The sequence below is a fragment of the Flavobacterium aquicola genome, assembly GCF_003385115.1.
Taxonomy (GTDB): domain Bacteria; phylum Bacteroidota; class Bacteroidia; order Flavobacteriales; family Flavobacteriaceae; genus Flavobacterium; species Flavobacterium aquicola.
Genome location: NZ_QUNI01000005.1, coordinates 244,015 through 265,144, shown reverse-complemented (window position 1 = coordinate 265,144; position 21,130 = coordinate 244,015). Strand labels below are relative to the sequence as shown.

The 21,130-nt window shown below is 34.4% G+C and carries 16 protein-coding genes; 7 read left to right on the top strand and 9 right to left on the bottom strand.

The window, feature by feature from the left end; genetic code table 11:
* Positions 1 to 63: 63 nt before the first annotated feature.
* The 7 genes from C8P67_RS10820 to C8P67_RS10790 all read right to left on the bottom strand — a co-directional run bounded on the left by C8P67_RS10820 (position 64) and on the right by C8P67_RS10790 (position 8,478).
* On the bottom strand, positions 64 to 1,812 hold the full coding sequence (locus tag C8P67_RS10820; RefSeq protein ID WP_115813189.1) for a BatD family protein: 1,749 nt from the start codon (positions 1,810 to 1,812) through the stop codon (positions 64 to 66).
* A gap of 93 nt (positions 1,813 to 1,905) precedes the next feature.
* A complete protein-coding gene (locus C8P67_RS10815) occupies positions 1,906 to 2,658 on the bottom strand; it encodes a tetratricopeptide repeat protein (RefSeq protein ID WP_115813188.1) in 753 nt (250 codons plus the stop codon).
* 71 nt (positions 2,659 to 2,729) lie between these two features.
* The gene (locus tag C8P67_RS10810; RefSeq protein ID WP_115813187.1) at positions 2,730 to 3,764 is read right to left on the bottom strand and encodes a VWA domain-containing protein; all 1,035 of its coding nucleotides are present in this window, start codon (positions 3,762 to 3,764) and stop codon (positions 2,730 to 2,732) included.
* A 90-nt stretch (positions 3,765 to 3,854) separates the two neighbouring features.
* Positions 3,855 to 4,856 carry a vWA domain-containing protein gene (locus tag C8P67_RS10805; RefSeq protein ID WP_115813186.1) on the bottom strand — a complete coding sequence of 334 codons (1,002 nt, stop codon included), beginning with the start codon at positions 4,854 to 4,856 and terminating at the stop codon, positions 3,855 to 3,857.
* Positions 4,856 to 6,484, bottom strand: a complete 1,629-nt coding sequence (locus C8P67_RS10800; RefSeq protein WP_115813185.1) for a hypothetical protein — start codon at positions 6,482 to 6,484, stop codon at positions 4,856 to 4,858. Before C8P67_RS10800 ends, C8P67_RS10805 begins: the two co-directional genes overlap by 1 nt.
* Before the next feature lie 48 nt (positions 6,485 to 6,532).
* Positions 6,533 to 7,396 (bottom strand): DUF58 domain-containing protein, encoded by an 864-nt coding sequence (locus C8P67_RS10795; protein ID WP_115813184.1) that lies wholly within the window; start codon positions 7,394 to 7,396, stop codon positions 6,533 to 6,535.
* Positions 7,397 to 7,473: 77 nt separating this feature from the next.
* Positions 7,474 to 8,478 (bottom strand): AAA family ATPase, encoded by a 1,005-nt coding sequence (locus tag C8P67_RS10790; protein WP_115813301.1) that lies wholly within the window; start codon positions 8,476 to 8,478, stop codon positions 7,474 to 7,476.
* A 225-nt stretch (positions 8,479 to 8,703) separates the two neighbouring features.
* Here C8P67_RS10790 and C8P67_RS10785 point away from each other — a divergent pair, with 225 nt between their 5' ends.
* The 6 genes from C8P67_RS10785 to C8P67_RS10760 all read left to right on the top strand — a co-directional run bounded on the left by C8P67_RS10785 (position 8,704) and on the right by C8P67_RS10760 (position 16,982).
* A complete protein-coding gene (locus C8P67_RS10785) occupies positions 8,704 to 9,576 on the top strand; it encodes an aldo/keto reductase (RefSeq protein ID WP_115813183.1) in 873 nt (290 codons plus the stop codon).
* A 234-nt stretch (positions 9,577 to 9,810) separates the two neighbouring features.
* The gene (locus tag C8P67_RS10780; protein ID WP_115813182.1) at positions 9,811 to 10,950 is read left to right on the top strand and encodes an ATP-binding protein; all 1,140 of its coding nucleotides are present in this window, start codon (positions 9,811 to 9,813) and stop codon (positions 10,948 to 10,950) included.
* Between the two features lie 467 nt (positions 10,951 to 11,417).
* The gene (locus C8P67_RS10775) at positions 11,418 to 12,149 is read left to right on the top strand and encodes a metallophosphoesterase family protein (protein WP_115813181.1); all 732 of its coding nucleotides are present in this window, start codon (positions 11,418 to 11,420) and stop codon (positions 12,147 to 12,149) included.
* Between the two features lie 42 nt (positions 12,150 to 12,191).
* A complete protein-coding gene (locus C8P67_RS10770) occupies positions 12,192 to 12,716 on the top strand; it encodes a DUF6646 family protein (protein WP_115813180.1) in 525 nt (174 codons plus the stop codon).
* Between the two features lie 442 nt (positions 12,717 to 13,158).
* On the top strand, positions 13,159 to 15,621 hold the full coding sequence (locus C8P67_RS10765) for a TonB-dependent receptor plug domain-containing protein (RefSeq protein WP_115813300.1): 2,463 nt from the start codon (positions 13,159 to 13,161) through the stop codon (positions 15,619 to 15,621).
* Positions 15,622 to 15,692: 71 nt separating this feature from the next.
* The gene (locus tag C8P67_RS10760) at positions 15,693 to 16,982 is read left to right on the top strand and encodes an APC family permease (protein ID WP_245980421.1); all 1,290 of its coding nucleotides are present in this window, start codon (positions 15,693 to 15,695) and stop codon (positions 16,980 to 16,982) included.
* A 195-nt stretch (positions 16,983 to 17,177) separates the two neighbouring features.
* Here C8P67_RS10760 and amaB read toward each other — a convergent pair whose 3' ends face one another.
* On the bottom strand, positions 17,178 to 18,731 hold the full coding sequence (amaB, locus tag C8P67_RS10755; protein WP_115813179.1) for an L-piperidine-6-carboxylate dehydrogenase: 1,554 nt from the start codon (positions 18,729 to 18,731) through the stop codon (positions 17,178 to 17,180).
* Positions 18,732 to 18,951: 220 nt separating this feature from the next.
* Here amaB and C8P67_RS10750 point away from each other — a divergent pair, with 220 nt between their 5' ends.
* Positions 18,952 to 19,902, top strand: a complete 951-nt coding sequence (locus tag C8P67_RS10750) for an MBL fold metallo-hydrolase (RefSeq protein WP_115813178.1) — start codon at positions 18,952 to 18,954, stop codon at positions 19,900 to 19,902.
* Between the two features lie 54 nt (positions 19,903 to 19,956).
* Here the strand turns inward: C8P67_RS10750 and C8P67_RS10745 are convergent, their stop codons facing one another.
* Positions 19,957 to 21,072, bottom strand: a complete 1,116-nt coding sequence (locus tag C8P67_RS10745; RefSeq protein ID WP_115813177.1) for an endonuclease/exonuclease/phosphatase family protein — start codon at positions 21,070 to 21,072, stop codon at positions 19,957 to 19,959.
* Positions 21,073 to 21,130 lie beyond the last annotated feature (58 nt).

Below are 21,130 nucleotides of genomic sequence, written 5' to 3'. Positions count from 1 at the left end.
GAATTTTAGAAAACTATATTCTTTTTTTTAAAATCATCAGCTTTATCTAAGCGGCTTAAAAGCTTAGATTTGTTTTTCTAATTCAGAAATAATAGTTACCGCTTTATCAAAATCATGCTGTATTGTTGCGCTTGATGATGGCGCATATCTCGCAATCTCGCAATTCTCAGTAAGAGCTATAAAACTGCTTACTGCTTCTGGACTGGCTTTTCTGGACAATAATAAATCCTGAATATTGTCTTTACTCATTTCCGAAGTTTCAATATGTAGTTTCGCTTTTAGGAAATTGTGCATCGCTTTTTCCAGCGCCACATAGAAAAGTTCTTTGTTATTGATTTGTTTTTTGGCTTCAGATAAATATTTCTTAGCCAATCTATTGTTCATTTTAATTCTGTTACCAAAAACATCACTGTCGATTGCTTCTTTTTTCTTTTTAAATAATACAATTATCGGAAGTAATAAAAACGGCAAAAGCAATAAAGAATAGAATTTATTAGATCCGAAAAAAGCTGGCTCTTTACTGGAGACAAGTTCGGTTCTTAAATCAATATATCTGAATTGTTCAGTAGGTTCAATTTTATTTTTACCAGCACTTGCCGTTTCATGTGTTTCTGCTGTTTGTGTAGGACCATCTAACACATTAATTTTTATCTCAGAAGAACTGATCGTTTTGTAAGTACCTGTACCTAAATCAAAATAAGAAAAATGCATTGGCTTAATGATATAATCCCCTTTGTATTGTGGCACAATAGTATAAGAATCTGATATTTTGCCATTCATTCCTGATAATGGCGTATTTACTTTTTCAGTGTGAACCGCATCATACATTTCTAATGCATTTGGCACTTCTGGTTTTGGCAGCGTAAATAATTTTAAATTCCCAGTCCCGGCAACACTCAAAACGAGATCCAGACTTTCTCCGTTTTTCAAAGTAGTTTTGGAAGGAATCGCTTTAAAATCAAATTTACCAACAGCTCCAGTAAAGTCAATTGGTTTCCCTGCTTCTGGCAAAGCTTTTACATTGATTGTTTTGGCACCAGCCGATACGCGTTTATTTCCATCAGCCACTATTACACGGCCATAATAGTCCCTGCGATTGGTCGGTAATTGGACATCGATATCCATTGCCAGGGGTTCAATCGTTAATTTTCCTGATTTTTGCGGATACAGAATTACTTTTTTCAATACAACATAACGATACTTCTCGCCTTTAAACATTCCTTCTTCGGTAACCAAATTCTTGATTTCAATGTTTTGGCTCCAAAAATCATTGTATTTGGGTTTGCTAAGCTCTTTCCAATTGCTTATTCCAATATTATAGCTGAAATACAATTTATAAACCACTGTAATCGGCTGATTAATATATGGATTTGTATTTGTAATATCGGCAACTAAATAAAGATTATCATCTGCAGAAATTTGAGAGTCATTTGGATCTCTCGGCTGTTCTGTAGCGGCAGTTACATTTATTTTTATAGGCTGTGTTTTGTAAATCTGACCGTTAAATTCGATAACGGCTTGTCTGATTGTCAAAATACCTTTTTGAGCAGGTAACAAAAAATAGGAATAGCTTTTCTCGAATGACGTTTTTCCATTTATCCAAGACTGGCTCACCTGCTGGCTTGGTCCCGCAATAATTCTAAAGCCGTCAAAAGAAGGTGGAACAAAATTATCGCCATCAATATTCATCAAAAAATCGATACGAAGTCTCTCATTGAGTCCAAGTGTCGTCTTGCTTACTCTTGCCTCAAATTGTACTTGAGCAAAAAGTCCTTGAAAACATAATAGGAATAAAATTAAATATCGTTTCATTACTTATTTTAAATTGTTTAACCGTTTTAACTGTTTAATCGCTTAAGTGTTCCGAACAAACAAATAAACGATTAAACAAATCAACTTTAAATTCTACCAATCTTTCTCTGCTTTTACAGGAGCTCCTTTTACTTTATTGGCATTAACCTTATCCTGAACTTTCTTTTCTTCATTATTTACGGCATCTAAAAGGTTTTCCATACGCTGTTTTGGAATTCCGCCTGGCTTTGGCTTTGGCTGTCCGTCATCTTTTGGTTTATCCTCTTTTTTGTTTTTGTCACCGTCTTTTTTATCGTCTTTTTTATCTTTATCCTGATCTTTCTTATCTTGATCTTTCTTGTCGTCTTTTTTATCTTTATCTTTATTCTTGTCTTTGTCTTTATTTTTATCCTTGTTTTTATCGTCTTTTGGAGGGGGATTGTCCTTCAGCATTTTTTTGGCTAATGCAAAATTATAACGGGTTTCTTCATCTTCGGGATCATTTCTCAAAGCATTTTTATAGGCTTCTACTGCCTGCGTATAATTTTTTTCTTTCATGAAAACATTTCCTAAATTATGAAAAGCTTTGTGCTTTTGTGATTTAGTCTTTAAGTTTTTCAATGCATTAGCGTACGCAAATTTTGACTCTGAAAATTGATTCTGTTTATAAATAGCATTACCTAAATTATATGAAGCCACCGTTCTATTTGGAAATTTAGAATGCGAAATTCTGTAGTTGGCTTCTGCATCAACAAAATTTTTGGCTACATATTCCTCATTTGCTTCAGGCAGAACTTTGTCCTTCTCTTGGGCGTTAGCCACAAAAGTTAAAAGCAGTAATAGTAAGTATATAATTTTATGTTTCATTTTTTTCTAAATGTTCCTTTTCAAAGTAGTAGACAACAATCGACTGGTTAACTCCCTCTGATTTTAATACCTTATTTATTCTCGTTAAATAAATTCAATTTGTTCACCCAATTGGTTTTTCTTTCCAAAAGGAAAATATCTGCAAATAATAACACAAATCCAAAACCTAACAGCCATTGAAATTGTGATTGAAAATCGGCCATTTGTGTTGCTTCAAATTCGGTTTTCTGAATTTTATCCAATGTTGCTTTTATATAGTCAAGAACTTCATGAGTATTGTTTCCGTTTACATAACCACCGCCAGTAATTTTGGCAATTGTTGCTAAACTATTTGGGTTCAATTTAGTGATTACGACTTCGCCATTATTATCTCTTTGGTAGCTTTCGACTCTTCCATTTTTTTTCAATGGAATAGTTCCTCCTTTTTCGGTACCAAGACCAATAGTTACGATTTTCATTCCTAATTTCTTCGCTTCTTCTGCAGCAGATTCGGCTCCTTCAGAATGATCTTCTCCATCAGAAATCAATATTAGCAGTTTGCTCGTTTTGCTTTTATCATCAAAATAAGTTCCTGATAATTTTATAGCTTCATCAAGTGATGTTCCCTGTGAAGAAACCATTCCAGGCCCCATACTCTGCAAGAACATTTTGGCTACGCTATAATCAGTAGTTATCGGCAACACGGGAAAAGCGCTTCCTGCGTAGGCAACAATCCCGATTCTGTCGCTTCCTAATTGATTGATAATCTGCGACACAATCTGCTTGCTTTTTTCCAAACGGCTTGGAGCCACATCTTCGGCCAGCATACTTTTGGATACGTCCATTGCAAAGACAATATCTATCCCTTCTCTTTTTACAGTTTCTACTTTTGTACCAATTTTTGGGTTTACCAGCCCGATAATCACCGAAGCCAATCCCAACAGCGTTACACCTAATTTTAAAAACGGTTTGAAAACAGAACGCTCTGGACTTAGTCTTTTAATTATCTCCAAGTCTCCAAATTCACGCTGTTTTTTTCTTTTCCAATATAAATTTATCAGAAAAAGTACCGCTACAATTGGCAGTATAAAAAGTAAGTATAAATATTTTTGTTCGTCTAATTCCATAATAATTTTTGATTTTGGATTAACGATTTTTGATTGCAGAAAGCAATAAATCAGAAATCACAAATCGTTAATCTACACTCATCAATCTTTTTATATAAAACTCCTATAAACTGTATTTCGTAAACCTATCTCTATCAATAACAAAAGACCAGCCAATAAAGCAAAAAACCTGAATTTTTCATCATAGTCATAGAATTTCAACTCTTCGATTTCTGTAGTTTCAAGCTTGTTGATCTCGTTATAAATTGCTGCTAATTTATCATTGCTTGTTGCTCTAAAGTATTTACCTCCAGTTTTCAACGCAATATTTTTCATTAACTTTTCATCAATCTCAACTTTCATCATCTGGAAAAGTAACTGCCCATTTGGACCGATTGCATATGGAGACTCGGCCATTCCATTAGTACCGATACCAATAGTATATACTTTTATACCATATTGCTGTGCAATATCCGAAGCTGTTTCAGGTTCGATAAACCCAGCGTTATTCACTCCATCTGTCAGCAAAATAACTACTTTACTTTTGGCCTTACTGTCTTTTAGACGGTTTACGGCTGTTGCCAATCCCATCCCGATTCCAGTACCGTCCTGCAAAACATTATCGTATTTTATACTTTTGATTGCTTCCTGAATAACCGCTTTATCGCTTGTTACCGGTGACTTTGTATAGGCTTCAGATGCATAAACTACCAATCCGATTCTGTCATTAGGTCTTTCGTCAACAAAAACAGCAGCAACTCTTTTCAGCGCTTCCATTCTGTTTGGTTTAAAATCTTTAGCAAGCATACTTCCTGATACGTCGACAGCCACTACAATATCAATTCCTTTTGTGGTTTTGGTTTTATTACTAATATCAACCGTTCTTGGTCTGGCCAATGCAACGATTAATAATGATAATGCCAATATTCGTAAAACATCCAGCCCTGGTTTTAATTTCGCTAATAAAGATTCTGATCCTTTGAATCCTTGAAGTGAGCTCATTTTCAAGGTTGCTGTCTGCTGGTTCCTTTTCCAAAATAGCCAGGCAATTGCAACAGGCATAAGAAGAAACAACCAAAAAAATTCTGGATTTAAAAAGGTTATTTTTTCCATTAGTTACTTGCTGATTTAAGTTCTACCGAGTTCAAAATACGGTCTGATAATTCTACAGCATATTTATCGCCTTCTTCGTGAAGAATAAGAATCTGCTGTAATCCTCCTTCTTGTCCAAAAAGCAGTATTTCATAATATAGTTTTGTACTCGTTTGACTATTGCTGTCAATTCTAGAAAATGTTCCGTATCCTTTTTTTCCTGTAATTCCTTTATTGGTCTGGAAGTCTTCTTCTTTAACAATCATATTTTGTGCTCCTTGAGTTTCCAATACTTTCAATGAACTTTCAATAGCTTTTGACAAATCTAATTCACCTTCTTTTTTATATTTCATAGTGGATACCATAATATAAAAATTGTCTAACAGACTGCCATACCCAAAAGACTGCATCTCTTTAATGAGTGCCATTCCGTCTTTTGGTAATGATTTTGTCAAATCTATTCGTTTCAAGACTTTTGGAGTTTCTACAATAACTCCTGGATTTCCGTACTCGCTTTTAATCCATTCTCCTTCCAGCAGTTCTTTGGTTGGATGTCCAAGAATATTGTCTTTTACATAATCAAATCCCTTAGTGGCAATAAAATAAGCTGTAGTTGCAAAAAGCAAGAAAAGAACCGATCCAATTGATATTGCAATACGCTGATTTCTCTTTTTTCTAAGCAAAATTTGAATCTGTTTTTGCTTTTGAGCTTCATTCAAAATAGTATCTTCTTCAATTGGGATCTCAACCGGAATCGCTTCATCCAATGTCAAAATTGCTTTTTGAATTTTATTTCTATCATCAGTAATTTCAAATTCTAAAGGAGTTGACTTAGCAAACTTTACTAAATCGGCTTGTTTTAGAACAGCAAATAAATTTTCTATCGTTTCCTGTGAAAGCTTCATTTTCTTTTTTAAAGAAGCTTTTTTCAATCCCTCAATCAACTCAGAAGTCGTGCTTTCCATTGCCGGAATTTCTATAGCTTCTTCAATATAATTTCTCGCAATATCAGTCAGTTCGCTATAATATTCTTTGACTTCACCATGCTGCCAAAGTTCTTTCTTTTCTAATATATTAAGTAAACTTGTCGCTTTTTCAATCGGTGTTTTATAAACTTCTTCTTCAATTTTTTTCTTTTGGCGGATTTTGGTGTACCAATAAACAAAAGCTCCGATTCCTAAAATCAATATAATTCCCAAAAGATATTTCCACCAGTCTCCTATTGAATCTTCTGCTTTTACAATCTCCTTAATGTCATACATTTTTTGTCTTAATGTATCGACCTGTACATTGGCAATCTCAACTTTGAGGGAGTCACTCAAAAATTCTTTATTATTAATTAAGATTTTGATACTCGGAATGGTATATCTGCCCGAATCAAATTGAGTCAAACCGTATTTTTTAATTAGTTCATAACGGTCGTCTTTTTTGATAGTATCGATTGGATAAGACTGAATTACTTCCAGCGCTCCAATGTTTTTTAATTTTGGAAAAACAACTTTAGATAAAGTATCTACAGAAGTTTTTAAAGTTAATTTAAACTCTGCTCCAATTTTATTTTTTGTGGTATCGATACTTGTCTCTACTTTTTTTTGCGCAAAAATAGAAGTTGAAAACAGCAGTAATAGTAAGTAAAATTTAATTTTCATTAGTTTTCAATTTAAACCTAACAGGTTTTTAAAACTTTTTGGTTTGTCTTAACGCGATTTAAAATAGCCTAATAATTTGGTAACATAGCTTTCATCAACTCTAGTATTTACAACACCAGAACCTGATTTACTAAAAGTTTCCTTGAAATAATTAACATTATCGTGGTAATGTTTCTCGTAATTCATCCTAACCGATTTGGATCCTGTATCAATCAGTCTTGTCTCGCCTGTTTCTGCGTCCAGCATAGAAACAATACCTAAATTTGGTATTTTCTCTTCTCGGATGTCATACACTCTAATACCCGTAATATCGTGTTTCTTTGAAGCTATTTTTAAAGTGTGTTCATATTCTGCCGACATAAAATCGGAAATGACAAACACAATAGCCTTCTTTTTTTGGGTACCCGATAAAAATTTTAAAGCCTGTGCAATATCAGTTTTATAACTTTTTGGCTCAAATTCTATCAGCTCGCGAATAATACGCAGCACGTGTGATCTTCCTTTTTTTGGAGGAATGTACAATTCGATCTGATCGGAAAATAAAATCAATCCAATTTTATCATTGTTTTGAGTAGCCGAAAATGCCATTGTAGCAGCAATCTCGGTAACAATTTCTTTTTTAAACTGATTTTTAGAACCAAAACTTTCTGAACCCGAAATATCAACCATTAACATCATGGTCAATTCTCTTTCTTCTTCAAAAACTTTAACGTGAGCTTCATTGTAGCGGGCAGTTACATTCCAATCGATGGCACGGATGTCGTCGCCAAATTGATATTGACGAACTTCACTGAATGTCATTCCCCGGCCCTTAAACGATGTATGGTACTCGCCCGAAAAGATGTGATCGCTCAATCTTCGGGTTTTGATTTCTATTTTACGTACTTTTTTTAAAAGCTCTTTTGTATCCATTTTTAATTTGGTTTATGGTAATTGGTTGTTGGTTGTTGGTTTAAAACCATCAACCACAAACTATCAACCATCAACTTTTAAGGTACTTCGATTTCGTTTATGATTTTATTGATGATGTCTACAGATGTAACATTTTCAGCTTCGGCCTCATAAGTAATACCAATTCTGTGGCGTAAAATATCATGTACTACTGCACGAACATCTTCAGGAATTACATAGCCACGGCGTTTGATAAAAGCATAACATTTAGCCGCTGTAGCAAGATTAATACTTCCACGAGGCGATGCTCCAAAACTGATTAAAGGTTTCAAATCAGCCAATTTATATTTCTCTGGATAACGAGTAGCAAAAATAATATCCAGAATGTATTTTTCAATTTTTTCATCCATGTATACCTCACGGACAGCTTCCTGCGCTCTCAAAATCTGTTCAACAGAAACTACAGGATTTACTTTTTCATAACTTCCTTTAAGATTCTGACGGATTACCAAACGCTCATCTTCCATTTTTGGATAATCAATAACTGTTTTCAGCATAAAACGATCCACCTGCGCTTCTGGCAATTGGTATGTTCCTTCCTGTTCAACAGGGTTTTGAGTTGCTAGAACTAAAAACGGTTTGTCTAATTTGAAAGTAGTATCGCCAATAGTAACCTGTTTTTCTTGCATTGCCTCAAGTAAAGCAGACTGTACTTTGGCAGGAGCACGGTTAATCTCATCGGCAAGAACGAAATTAGCAAAGATTGGTCCTTTTTTTATAGAAAACTCATTAGCTTTAATATTGTAAATCATGGTTCCAATAACATCGGCAGGCAATAAATCCGGCGTAAACTGGATTCTGCTGAAAGAACCTTGAATAGCTTGTGAAAGTGTATTTATGGCTAATGTTTTCGCCAATCCCGGAACCCCTTCCAATAAAATATGTCCTTGTCCCAAAAGTCCGATTAATAATCTTTCGACCATATGTTTTTGGCCCACAATAACTTTGTTCATTTCCATTGTGAGAAGGTCTATAAAAGCACTTTCTCTTTCGATTTTTTCATTGATTGCTCTAATGTCTAAAGTCGCTGAATTTTGTTCCATATTATTATATTTAAGCCTCTTGTTTTTGGCATCTTTTATTTGATGGTGCAAATTGAATTTTTTTTTAGACGTAAGATGTTAAAAAATGGTTAAAACTTCTGTAAAACCGCTAATTTTAAGGACGAATTATGATTGCATTTACCTATTTTTAAGAACTAAAAAAAATAATCATCAAATTCATAGCACTAACCCTCTAATTACAAAGAGGATACTAAAAAATTAACCATGAGTAAAATTCCATTTTCTAAAATTATTGCCGGCACTATGACATGGGGAATTTGGGGTAAAAACTGTAACACCGAACAAATGATTTCGCTTATGAATACCTGCCTAGACAGCGGTATTACGGCCTTTGATCATGCTGATATCTATGGCGGATATACAACCGAAAAAGATTTTGGAAAAGCTTTCAGCCAAAGCAAAATTGACCGCAGTGCTATACAGTTAATTTCGAAGTGCGGGATCCAAATGTTATCTGAAAACAGAAATAATAAAATCAAACATTATCAGTATTCCAGAGACTATATTATTGCTTCGGCAGAACAGTCTTTGAAAAATTTACAAACCGATTATTTAGACCTTCTGCTGTTGCATCGCCCAAGTCCATTAATGCAAGCCGATGAAATTGCAGAAGCTGTTGAAAAATTAAAAATAACTGGAAAGGTTCTAGATTTTGGCGTATCTAATTTTACGCCCAGCCAATGCAATTTAGTTGAGACAAAAACCAAAATCAATTACAATCAGATTGAGTTTTCAATTACTAATCTGGAACCAATGCTTGACGGAAGCCTTGACCACATGCAGACCAACCGAATCACTCCGATGTGCTGGTCACCGTTAGGAACTGTTTTTAGAGATGACAATGAGCAGTCACAACGCATTCAAAAAACTGCAGATGAATTAGCTTCAAAATATGAAGTTTCCAATGATATTATTTTGCTGGCTTGGATATTGAAACATCCTGCCGGAATTTTGCCAGTCTGCGGTACTTCCGACAAAAAAAGATTGGCTAATTTAATGCAGGCTACTAAAATTGAAATGGAAATCGAAGATTGGTTTTCTCTTTGGACTGCCAGTACAGGAAATGATGTGCCATGAAATATTTTTGATTAACGATTTTTGATTTCAGATATATGTAAAAGGAATATCGCACAGCTTAATTTATTTGAGTTTTTTTATGCTTTTTATCTTCATAAACATTATAAAAAAGGTTTAGTATTTACAAACGAAACTTAATGTCTTTGTCAAAACCGAAAGTGAATCATTTTAATTTTATAGTTTTTTGGTAATAAATCTGCAGTCTAAAATCGTTAATCCGCAATCTAAAATCAAATGATCAACAAACGACTTCTTATCAAAAACCTGCTTGCTCACAATGATGAGAGCAGTTTTTATGATAAAAAAAGACAGCTGAATCTGCACACTCGGGAAGGGAAGGGAAAGTTTCTAAAACACATTTGTGCCTTATCCAATTCTAATCCTACGAATAATTCCTATATAGTTGTTGGTGTTGAAGATGAAAACAATGAAATTGTTGGAGACGATTTTTTTGATGACAGCCGAATTCAGAATTTAGTAAATGCCTTTCTTGAAAACCCTCCCAGAATTCAATATGAAAATGTCCCTTTTCCCAATCTGCCAAAAGATAAAGTTATTGGTCTGGTAACAATAAAACCCAATAGTAAAACTTCTTATTTTAAAAAAGGAATACATACAATTGCTGCCAATACCATTTTTGTTCGAAGAGGAAGCAATACAATGCCGATTGAAGGCGAAATAGAGAAAAATTTTCAAAATACTGAAACCGTTATTGGTATCGAAAATAATTCGAGAAACAGTATCGAATATACGCTTGACGGTGTAATTGATTTTATGAATTTTCGGCATAAAGACATGTCGCCAAAATACAAAGTCTTCAAAGAATTATTTGTCATCTGCTGGGCAGGAGTTATTAAAAAATCACGAAACAAAACATATTTGTCCCGCGTAGATATTGAACTTATTAACGAACAGATTAAATTATTCTATTCCGCTCAAGATGTTGTCGAAATAACCTATGACGAAGACAGTTTTACAATTATTGAATATCTGCCTCTGGGTTTGAATGACAGAACCAGTTATTATCCGCTTGAACAGCAGACAATCTATTTTCACGATAATGGATATTATAAAATTGATCGAAAAATACTATTTGAACCGCCTGAATACAATAAAAAAATGCTGTTTCATATTTATAATTCAAACATTGCCTTACTAAATAAACTGGAAAAAAACAGCAGACTAACAGAAAACGAAAAAAGAGATTTGAATCATTTGCCATCAACCTTTATGATCTGCTATCTCAATGGTTTTGAAGATGCAAAACAAAAGCTGATAGATGCAAAAACGTTATTAAAACCCTATACGCAAGTGTATCTTTCGTTTAAGGAAGCTTTACGAATTTTAAGGAAAATGAAATATGATGTTCAATAAAAGTTTTATTTCATCATAAAATGATTATTGCAATTAGCTAAATAATCCCGCTGCCCACGTAACCACATCAATTATAACTTGACAAATAAAATTGGTCATTAAAAGCATCAAAGTCAGAAGTGCATTCATTTTAAAAACTTTAAATAAATTATAATATCTCTTAAAAAATCAATCACATAAAAACCGTGATATTTTTTGAATACCAAATGTACTCTAAAATTACATTACTTCACACATTAGTCCCTTGAAATTCAACAGGTAAAAACACCCGTTCAACTGATTTATTCTTAATAAAAACTTAAATTTTATTTAAATCTAATTCTTACATAGTTTTTTATAAAACTTGAGCTGTTTAATTTACACTCTCTATCTTTTATGCTGCGCCGGTTAAAAAACTCTTCATCTCTTTAAAAAAAATCAATCTGCATCACTTTTCTGCTATTTTTGTAAAAGGATAAATTGAGAATATGAGAACATTAGTAATAGGAGACATTCATGGAGGTTTGAGAGCCTTGCATCAAATCCTGGAAAGAGCAAACGTAAGTACAAAAGATAAACTCATTTTTTTGGGCGATTATGTAGATGGCTGGAGCCAGTCTCCGCAAGTAATTGATTTTTTGATTGCATTACAAAAAACTCACAGTGTTATCTGTATTCGCGGAAACCATGATGAACTGCTGAGAGAATGGCTCGCCGATAATAAGGATAATGAACAATGGTATCAGCATGGAGGAGAAGCTACTGTTTTGGCTTATGAAAGTGTAGACAGCGAAACAAAAAAAAGGCATGTCGAGTTTTTAGAGTCTCTAAAAGATTATTATTTAGATGAACACAACAGAATGTTCATTCATGCAGGTTTTACGAACATAAATGGTGTAGATTATGAATATTTTCCGAAGCTGTTCTATTGGGACAGAACACTCTGGGAAACCGCATTGTCATTAGATCCAAAAATGAAATCGGATCATCCCTACTATCCCAAACGATTTACGCTGTACAATGAAATCTACATTGGTCACACACCTGTATCCCGCATTGGAGAAACAGTTCCAGTACAAAAAGCAAATGTATGGAATATTGATACCAGCGCAGCTTTCAAAGGATCACTAACAATACTTGACGTCGATACCAAAGAGTTTTGGCAAAGCGAACCTTTACCAAGTTTATATCCTACAGAAAAAGGACGGAATAGAATCTAAATAGTATATTTGCCCAAAAAAATTCTATTTACATTATCAGCAATGAGAAAAATTATTACAGTTTTATTCTTAGTTACTTTTGGAATAACAAATGCACAGCAAGCCTTTAAAGGAAAAGGAGATTCGAAAATTAATATTGGTGCCAACTTACAAGACGGCGGTTCAGGAATCCAAGGATCGGCTGATTTTGGTCTTGGTGAAAATTTCTCTTATGGATTTGTATTTACTTATTTATTGGGAGTAGATGAATTTTCAGGTATTTATGGAGCAAATACTTATGCTGATGAAAAACCTGAATTTCAAGATCGTTTTGATACAAAATTTAGAATTAATGCGAATTTGAGCAGTGTAATTGGCGTAAAAGAATTAGATGTTTACCCAGGTCTAAGTTTAGGATTACACAATTTTGGAGGTCATGTGGGAGGACGTTACTTTTTTACGGATGGCTTTGGTGTTTTTACCGAACTTGGATTCCCAATTGCAAAATATAGCGACAACAAAGATGTATTTGATCATTTGAACAATCAGGTTACGTTTAGTATTGGAGCTTCATTTAATTTGGATTAAGAATTAAATTTCAAATAAAAACGGCTTGTTAATGAAAACAAGCCGTTTTTTTATGCCAAAAAATAAAGTTTAAGATACAGATTATAAATATCGTTTTGATGCCGAAGCACCATTTAACACAGTTACACAAGAATAACAAATAACTGTATACCAACAATATAACAAGAATAAATGGTTTTTTATGATTATTTATTTTGTAGTTGGAGGAAAAATCACAAATTTTGCATTATAAATTTGACCAAATTTATAGAGTTAATATTCTATACTGTAATTATGAAGTATGGAGAATACGAAAAATAAACTTTCTCCCTGCCATTTAAATGAGTAAAAACATTTAATACCCAATTTCAGAGGGTTATTGTTTTAAATGAATCTAATCAACTCGATCGCGAATACACCAAGCAATAATATAGGATCAATAAAAAACAATAAATACCAACAAATGAAAAGAATTTTACAATTGAGCTTTACTGCTCTTATACTTTTTTCGGCTAATCAGGCTTTTTCGCAGAATGCTCAAGAAAAGGACAGTTTAAGTTCAAAACAAAACAATTTAGATGAAATTATTATTGTAGGAAGCAGGAATCCAAGTAAAAGTAAGCTTGAAACTCCAGTTCCTATCGATGTCATTAACTTGGCAAAAATCAAAAATGTAACACCGCAAACAAGTATCAACGATATCTTGACATATATGATTCCTGCTTTTAATTCGAACAGGCAATCGGCTTCGGACGGGACGGAACATATTGATCCTGCATCGCTGAGAGGTTTGGGTCCAGACCAGACTTTGGTTTTGATTAATGGCAAAAGAAGACACACAACCTCATTGGTAAACTATCAAAATACGGTTGGAAATGGTTCGGTTGGAACTGATTTAAGTGCTATTCCAGCTTCGGCGATCAAACGGATTGAGGTTTTACGAGATGGTGCAGCAGCTCAGTACGGTTCGGATGCAATTGCAGGAGTAATCAATTTAGTTTTAAAAGAAAACTCAGGACTGGAAGCTAATGCCACTTACGGACAAACTTCCCGTAATGATGGCGAAACAACCAATTTAAATTTGAATTATGGTCATAAACTGGGCGATAAAGGTGGTTTTATCAATTTAACAGCTGAGTTTAACAATCGGGAAAATACCAATCGTTCTCAAAATCACAACCTGATTATTTTTGACCAATCGGCTTATGATAATTATTTTGCTTACGATTTTGCTGAAGCCCCTGCTGCTTCTCGTAAAATAGACGATGATTTGCTTGCTGCCAAAGGGTTACATCGAGATGATTTTAATTTCCAGGTGGGCGATGCCAAAATTCAAAACATTCAGGGTTTTTTAAATACAGCCGTACCAATAAACGAAAATATTGAATTTTACGCTGCAGGCGGTTTCAATAAAAAAAATGGAACCGGTTATGGTTTTAGACGGTTGCCAAGCGAAACAGGAAATGTAGTCCCGGAAATATTTCCGAATGGTTTTCAGCCCGAATTAAAGTCAAATATTCTGGATCTTTCCTTAATTTCTGGTATAAAATTTAAATTGAGCGATTGGAAATTAGACTTTAGTAATACGTATGGATCTAACGATTTCAAATACGAAGTAAACAATACTAATAATGTTTCCTTAGGAGCAGCGAGTCCAACTAATTTTGATGCAGGAAGTCACTCGTTTATGCAAAACACGATAAATACTGATGCTTCTCGCTCCTTCGATTCTGTTTTGAAAGGATTAAACGTAGCCTTTGGTGCAGAATTCAGGTATGAAAATTATCAAATTGAGCAAGGCGAACCAGCTTCTTATGAAAATGGCGGAGCGCAGTCTTTCCCTGGTTTTTCTCCTTTGAATGTTGTAAATGAATCCCGAAACAGTTTTGCTGTTTATGCTGATACGGAATTAAATATTACCGATAAATTTTTAGTTAGCGGTGCGCTTCGTTTCGAAAACTATACCGATTTTGGAAACACTACAAATGGTAAACTTTCAGCTAAATATAAAATTACAGACAACTTTTTTGTTCGCGGTTCGGCGAGTACAGGATTTAGAGCTCCTTCTTTGCAGCAGCACTATTTCAACAATATTGCCACCGATGTTGTAGATGGAAAATTATTAAATTCAGGTATATTTAGAAATGACAGTGACGTCGCAAAACAGCTTGGAATTCCAGAATTAAAAGAAGAAACCTCAACGAATTACAGTTTTGGAATTGTATATTCTCCAATAAAAAAACTGAGCTTTACGATTGATGCTTATCAAATTAAAATCGACAATAGAATCATCCTTACCGGAAATTTAGGAAATGATCCTTACGGTGATCCGATTCCAGAACTCCAAGCGATATTTGAACAATATGGCGCACAAACGGGCCGTTTCTTTACTAATGCTATAAATACTACAACCAAAGGAATCGATTTTGTAGCCGATTACAACTTGGATTTAGGAGGCGGAAATCTGGGTATTTCAGTGTTATACAACTACAATAAAAATACAGTAGACAAAACTTTAAATAATATACCGGCAATTTTTGCTGGTCAGGAAGATGTTTATTACGGACCTCAGGAAAGAAGCTTGATTGAATCAAATACACCCTTGCATAAAGGAACTTTAGCTTTAAATTATGGCGTGAATAAATTCAATTTTTTACTTAGAAATACATATTTCGGAGAAGTTACACGTAACGGTTTCCCTTTTGGAATCGAACAGGAACACAGGGGAAAAATCGTTACTGACTTAAGCGTAGCTTATAAAATTATTCCTCAAATGCAGCTTATTCTGGGAGCTAATAATTTATTTGATGTTTTCCCAGACAAACAAGTTTATGAAAACAGTTATTACAATGTATTTAAATACGCTCCCGTTCAAATGGGAACAACAGGTGCTTACTATTTTGCTAGAATAAGTTACCGTTTATAATTCATTATTTTTATTACTTTGCCAAGGTTTTTGCCTTGGCATTTTTTTTTATTTAATACACACTTTCAGCTTTGAAAAAGATTACATGGCTTACCGCCACAGCATTAGTGATTTCAAACATGATTGGCACAGGAATCTTTACTTCTTTGGGCTATCAGGTTGCTTCTTTGACCAATACCTATTCTATAATTTTACTGTGGTTCATTGGCGGTGTTTTAGCAGTGTTCGGGGCTTTTTGCTATTCAGAGTTAGGAAATTATTACAAAGAATCTGGAGGCGATTATATTTATTTGTCCCGCGGTTTTCATCCTTTTTTTGGATATTTAACCAGCTGGATTTCATTAATTGTTGGTTTTTCTGCACCCGTTGCATTGGCCGCTTTGGCGATGAGCAAATATTTACAAATCTTTGGACTCCAACTAGGAAAAGAATTTGCCATAGCCATTATTATTTTAACCACGCTTTCGCAGTCTTTTAGTTTAAAAACGAGCAGTAATTTTCAAAACGGCTTTACCTTACTAAAAGTTGTGTTTGTCTTGGTTTTAATTGGTCTCGGATTGTATTATGCTCCCCAAGGTCCAAATAGTTTAAATTTTGATAATAGCTGGATAAAAGAAGTTCAAATGCCCGAATTTGCGACTTCACTTGTATTTGTTTCTTTTGCTTATACGGGCTGGAATTCTGCTTCATATATTGTTGGAGAAATAAAAAATCCAAGAAAAAATCTTCCAAAATCACTCCTTATCGGAACGCTGTTTGTGACTTCAGTTTACATTTTAATCAATTATGTTTTTTTAAAACATGCATCAATTTCGTCATTGATAAATCAAGAAGATGTTGCCTCTATTGCGGCAAAGAATTTTTTAGGATTAAATGGAGCAAAATGGATTTGCTTTTTTATTGCAGCACAATTAATTGCTACCATTAGTGGTTATTTATGGATTGGCTCCCGATTAAGTTTTGCAACTTCAAAAGAAAATAAACTTTGGAGCTTTATGAATCAATCCAAAAACGGCATTCCATACATCGCTTTATGGGTTCACGCTTGTATCGCAATTGCTATAATTTTGACTGGTGAATTCGAAGAGATTTTTATCTATTCTTCCTTTTTGCTTCAAATATTGGCTACTCTGGCAGTGGCAACGGTTTTTACAATTCCTTCCTGTAAAAGACACATTTTCAAAGGAAACTATTTTTGGATTTTCCCAGTGGTGTTTTTAGCCTTTGGTATTTACATCTGTTATTTCACTTTTGTAGCACATCCAAAAGAGAGTTTAATCGGACTCTCAATTATTTTAATAGGTTTGATTTTGTATTTCTTTGACACAAAAACAAAGCCTGAACAAACTGAACTCGATTAATTTTTAGGAGCAGAACATTAAATATTTCATTAACAGTTGTCCCGCTATTCGTTGCAATCTTTTGTGTCGAACCCCGACACAAAGGGATTTTCACTACTATCGGGGCTAAACGACAGCTTTTGCTCTTTGTTAGTATCAAAAAAAGCCAGCGGTTAAAACCGCTGGCCATAATAATAGTTTCTATTTCAAAATTACTTACAAATCAAATTTTATCCCTTGAGCCAAAGGTAAACTTGTAGTATAATTAATTGTATTGGTTTGTCTTCTCATATATACTTTCCAAGCATCAGAACCGGATTCTCTACCGCCTCCGGTTTCTTTTTCTCCACCAAAAGCACCGCCAATTTCGGCTCCGGAAGTTCCAATATTCACATTGGCGATTCCACAATCAGACCCAACTGCTGATAAGAAATGTTCTGCCTCACGAAGATTATTGGTCATAATCGCCGAAGATAATCCCTGTGCTACTCCATTCTGAACATCGATAGCATTTTCAACAGTTCCCGAATATTTAATCAAATATAAAACTGGTGCAAAAGTTTCGTGCTGTACAATTTCGAATGAATTTTGCGCTTCGGCAATAGCAGGTTTTACGTAGCAGCCGCTTTCATATCCTTCGCCAGAAAGTACGCCTCCTTCAACCAAAATCTTACCACCTTCGGCAACAACTTTGGTTAATGCGCTGTTATACATTTCAACTGCATGCGTGTCAATAAGTGGTCCAACATGATTTTTTTCGTCTAATGGATTTCCAATTCTCAATTGTCCGTAAGCCGAAACCACAGCATCTTTCACTTTTTCATAAATACTTTCGTGAATGATCAAGCGGCGGGTCGAAGTACAACGTTGTCCTGCAGTTCCCACTGCTCCAAAAACAGCTCCGATAACGGTCATTTTGATATCAGCATCCGGCGTTACAATAATGGCATTGTTTCCTCCCAATTCCAATAATGATTTTCCTAAACGGCCAGCAACAGTCTGTGCCACAATTTTACCCATACGAGTTGAACCCGTAGCAGAAATTAAAGGAACGCGTTTATCGGCAGTCAATAATTCTCCTATTTTATAATCTCCATTGATTAAACAAGAAATCCCCTCTGGAAGATTGTTTTCTCTGATTACCTCAGCAATGATATTTTGGCAGGCGATCCCGCATAAAGGCGTTTTTTCAGATGGTTTCCAAACGCAGACATCACCGCAGATCCAAGCCAATGCCGTATTCCATGACCAAACAGCAACCGGAAAATTAAAAGCTGAAATGATTCCCACAATTCCCAACGGATGGTATTGTTCATACATTCTGTGTCCAGGACGCTCCGAGTGCATAGTTAAGCCGTGCAATTGGCGTGATAATCCTACTGCAAAATCACAGATATCGATCATTTCCTGAACTTCGCCATATCCTTCCTGCAGTGATTTACCCATTTCGTAAGAAACTAATTTGCCTAAAGCTTCTTTATTTTGGCGTAATTTATCTCCAAATTGACGTACAATTTCCCCGCGCTGCGGTGCTGGCATCAATCGGAATGTTTTGAAAGCTTCGGCCGCTGTCTGCATTACTTTTTCATAATCCGCTGGTGTGCTCGTTTTTACAGAAGCAATTAATTTACCATCTACCGGTGAAAAACTCTCTAAAATTTCTCCGCTTGAAAAATGGCTAATTCCTGTCGAGGTCCCTTCGTTTATAGCTTTAACGCCCAATTGCGCTAATGCCTCTTTCATTCCAAATTGATCTGCTATTGTTGTCATTGTAACTTTTTTAGTTAAAATTGTTATATTTTTTGTGTAAAGATATTATTTTAAGATTAACTTCGATATCCATAAAGCTAAAAAATCAAAATTTCACAATAGTAAAATTATTGTTTTCTGCTGTGTTGTTATCAATTTTTAGAAAAAAATACGTTCTTTCAAAAAGAAGGAAGTATTTTTATAATCTGTTTATAAATAAAAACATAATACATATTTGAACATGAAATCTATTATTCTCCACTTTGTAATGCTCTTTTTGATATCACTTCCATTACTTGCGCAAAAAGCTGCCTTTAAAGTAGTTCCATTGGGTGTTAGAGGCGGGGTTGACGAAACTAACCTTTCGGCTTATTTAATTGCACCTATGCAGACAGACGATTATATCTGTCTCGATGCGGGTACAATAAATGCTGGAATTGAAAAGGCAGTTGCAAACAATGTTTTTACAGTTTCTGCCAATGAAGTTTTGCGAAAATACATTAAAGGATACTTTATTTCCCATGCTCACTTAGATCATGTTTCGGGTTTGATAATTAACGCTCCAGCCGATTCTTCCAAAACAGTTTATGCTGCAAAAAAATGTATGCAGATGATGGAGAACCACTATTTTAATGGAGAAACCTGGGCTAATTTTGGTGATGAAGGTCCTGGTTATCAAATAAAAAAATATCATTTTCAAACCCTTCCTCTTGAAGAGGAAGTCAAAATATCCAATACATCTATGACTGTGAAAACATTTCCTTTAAGTCATGGAAATCCTTATATGAGTACTGCTTTTTTAATTCATAATGGCGATAATGCGGTTTTGTATTTAGGTGATACAGGCCCGGACGAAATAGAAAAGAGCGATGATTTAAGTTCTCTATGGCAGGCTGTTGCACCATTAATTAAAGAAAAACAGCTAAAAGGAATTTTTATTGAAGTTTCGTTTCCAAATGAGCAGCCTGATAACGCACTATATGGTCATTTAACACCAAATCATTTAATGAAAGAACTTGGCAAATTAGAGGAGTTCGCTGGAAAAGGAAGCTTACAAAATTTTAAAATTATCATAACACATAGAAAACCGCCATTAAAAAATATTCAGAAAATTAAAGATCAGCTGAAAAAAGAAAACCCTCTTGGCGTTGATTTGATTTTTCCAGAACAAGGAAGACGTTTCGATTTATAATATTGATTTTAGTTATAACCGCAAAATTCGCAGGTTTGCGAACCTTGCGGTTTTTTACTTTTTCTCCCTTATCAAATATATATAAGCTGGAAAGTGGTCACTAAAACCAATTTCAGTCAGGGAATGCCGTAACGGATATCCTTTATATTTGCCGCTTTTTTGTATTAAAAAAGGTTTGTTATAAATTCCAGCTTTCCAATATTGGAAAGTTTTATAATCTTTTTGAAGCAATGATTCTGAAACCATAACTTGGTCAAAAATATCCCAAGCATCCCGAAAAGCAATCGTTCCCAATCCTTTATTAGCCATTTCTTCGAAAGGATTGTAAATTCCAAAAGTTCCAGTATCCTGAATTTTTCCCTTGGCTCCCAGCGCTTTTTTCACACTATTATTAAATGGACTGTCGTTTAAATCTCCCATCGTAATAATTTTTGCATTGGGATTGATACGTTGTAAAGAATCAATAATTTTCCTATTCAATGCGCCTGCAGATTCGCGAAATGGACTTGATTTTTTTTCGCCGCCAGCTCGTGACGGCCAATGATTTACTATAATATGTATTTCTTCGCCGTTTAAAAAACCAGTTACCAGCAATTGATCTCTCGTATAAACCCTATGATTATTAGAATTTACCTGAATAATATCTTCGGTTTCTAAATTTTCGGCCGATTCGTTTTTTTCTGCATCTTTAACGGGCTGTGTCTTTTTATAAACATACAAAGGAATATTACTGAAACTTGTGGGCTGAAACTGCTTTTTTTGATACAATAAGGCAACATCGATTCCTCTTTTATCGGGAGAATCAAAATGAATAATTCCATAATTTTTATCAATCAATTTGGGCTGTTTTATTAAATCTTCAAGAACATCTCGATTTTCGATTTCGGCACCTCCTATAAAGGTGGGAGCATTTGGATTTTCTGCAGAACCAATTTCAGATAAAACTCTAGCTAAATTTTCCAGTTTGTGATAATATTTTTTACTATTCCAATGCTGCGTTCCTGCTGGTGTCCATTCATCATCATTAGTCATCGGATCATTAATAGTGTCATAGCAATTTTCAAAGTTGTAAAACGCCACGGTATGAATTACAAAAGCCTTAGTTTGGGCATTACATTTAAGTATGACAAAAAGTAAAAGCAGATATAAATATGTCTTTTTGAACACCATTATTTTAAATATTGAATTCCAGTTTTTGTAAATATAGTAAATTGATTACATTCATTTG

Excerpts from the sequence above, each read along its gene's own strand:
- C8P67_RS10775 (WP_115813181.1), top strand. The coding sequence starts at position 11,418 with ATGAGAACATTAGTAATAGGAGACATTCATGGAGGTTTGAGAGCCTTG.
- C8P67_RS10820 (WP_115813189.1), bottom strand. The coding sequence starts at position 1,812 with ATGAAACGATATTTAATTTTATTCCTATTATGTTTTCAAGGACTTTTT.
- C8P67_RS10780 (WP_115813182.1), top strand. The coding sequence starts at position 9,811 with ATGATCAACAAACGACTTCTTATCAAAAACCTGCTTGCTCACAATGAT.
- C8P67_RS10765 (WP_115813300.1), top strand. The coding sequence starts at position 13,159 with ATGAAAAGAATTTTACAATTGAGCTTTACTGCTCTTATACTTTTTTCG.
- C8P67_RS10785 (WP_115813183.1), top strand. The coding sequence starts at position 8,704 with ATGAGTAAAATTCCATTTTCTAAAATTATTGCCGGCACTATGACATGG.
- C8P67_RS10790 (WP_115813301.1), bottom strand. The coding sequence starts at position 8,478 with ATGGAACAAAATTCAGCGACTTTAGACATTAGAGCAATCAATGAAAAA.
- C8P67_RS10815 (WP_115813188.1), bottom strand. The coding sequence starts at position 2,658 with ATGAAACATAAAATTATATACTTACTATTACTGCTTTTAACTTTTGTG.
- C8P67_RS10795 (WP_115813184.1), bottom strand. The coding sequence starts at position 7,396 with ATGGATACAAAAGAGCTTTTAAAAAAAGTACGTAAAATAGAAATCAAA.
- C8P67_RS10770 (WP_115813180.1), top strand. The coding sequence starts at position 12,192 with ATGAGAAAAATTATTACAGTTTTATTCTTAGTTACTTTTGGAATAACA.
- amaB (WP_115813179.1), bottom strand. The coding sequence starts at position 18,731 with ATGACAACAATAGCAGATCAATTTGGAATGAAAGAGGCATTAGCGCAA.
- C8P67_RS10800 (WP_115813185.1), bottom strand. The coding sequence starts at position 6,484 with ATGAAAATTAAATTTTACTTACTATTACTGCTGTTTTCAACTTCTATT.
- C8P67_RS10745 (WP_115813177.1), bottom strand. The coding sequence starts at position 21,072 with ATGGTGTTCAAAAAGACATATTTATATCTGCTTTTACTTTTTGTCATA.
- C8P67_RS10805 (WP_115813186.1), bottom strand. The coding sequence starts at position 4,856 with ATGGAAAAAATAACCTTTTTAAATCCAGAATTTTTTTGGTTGTTTCTT.
- C8P67_RS10810 (WP_115813187.1), bottom strand. The coding sequence starts at position 3,764 with ATGGAATTAGACGAACAAAAATATTTATACTTACTTTTTATACTGCCA.
- C8P67_RS10750 (WP_115813178.1), top strand. The coding sequence starts at position 18,952 with ATGAAATCTATTATTCTCCACTTTGTAATGCTCTTTTTGATATCACTT.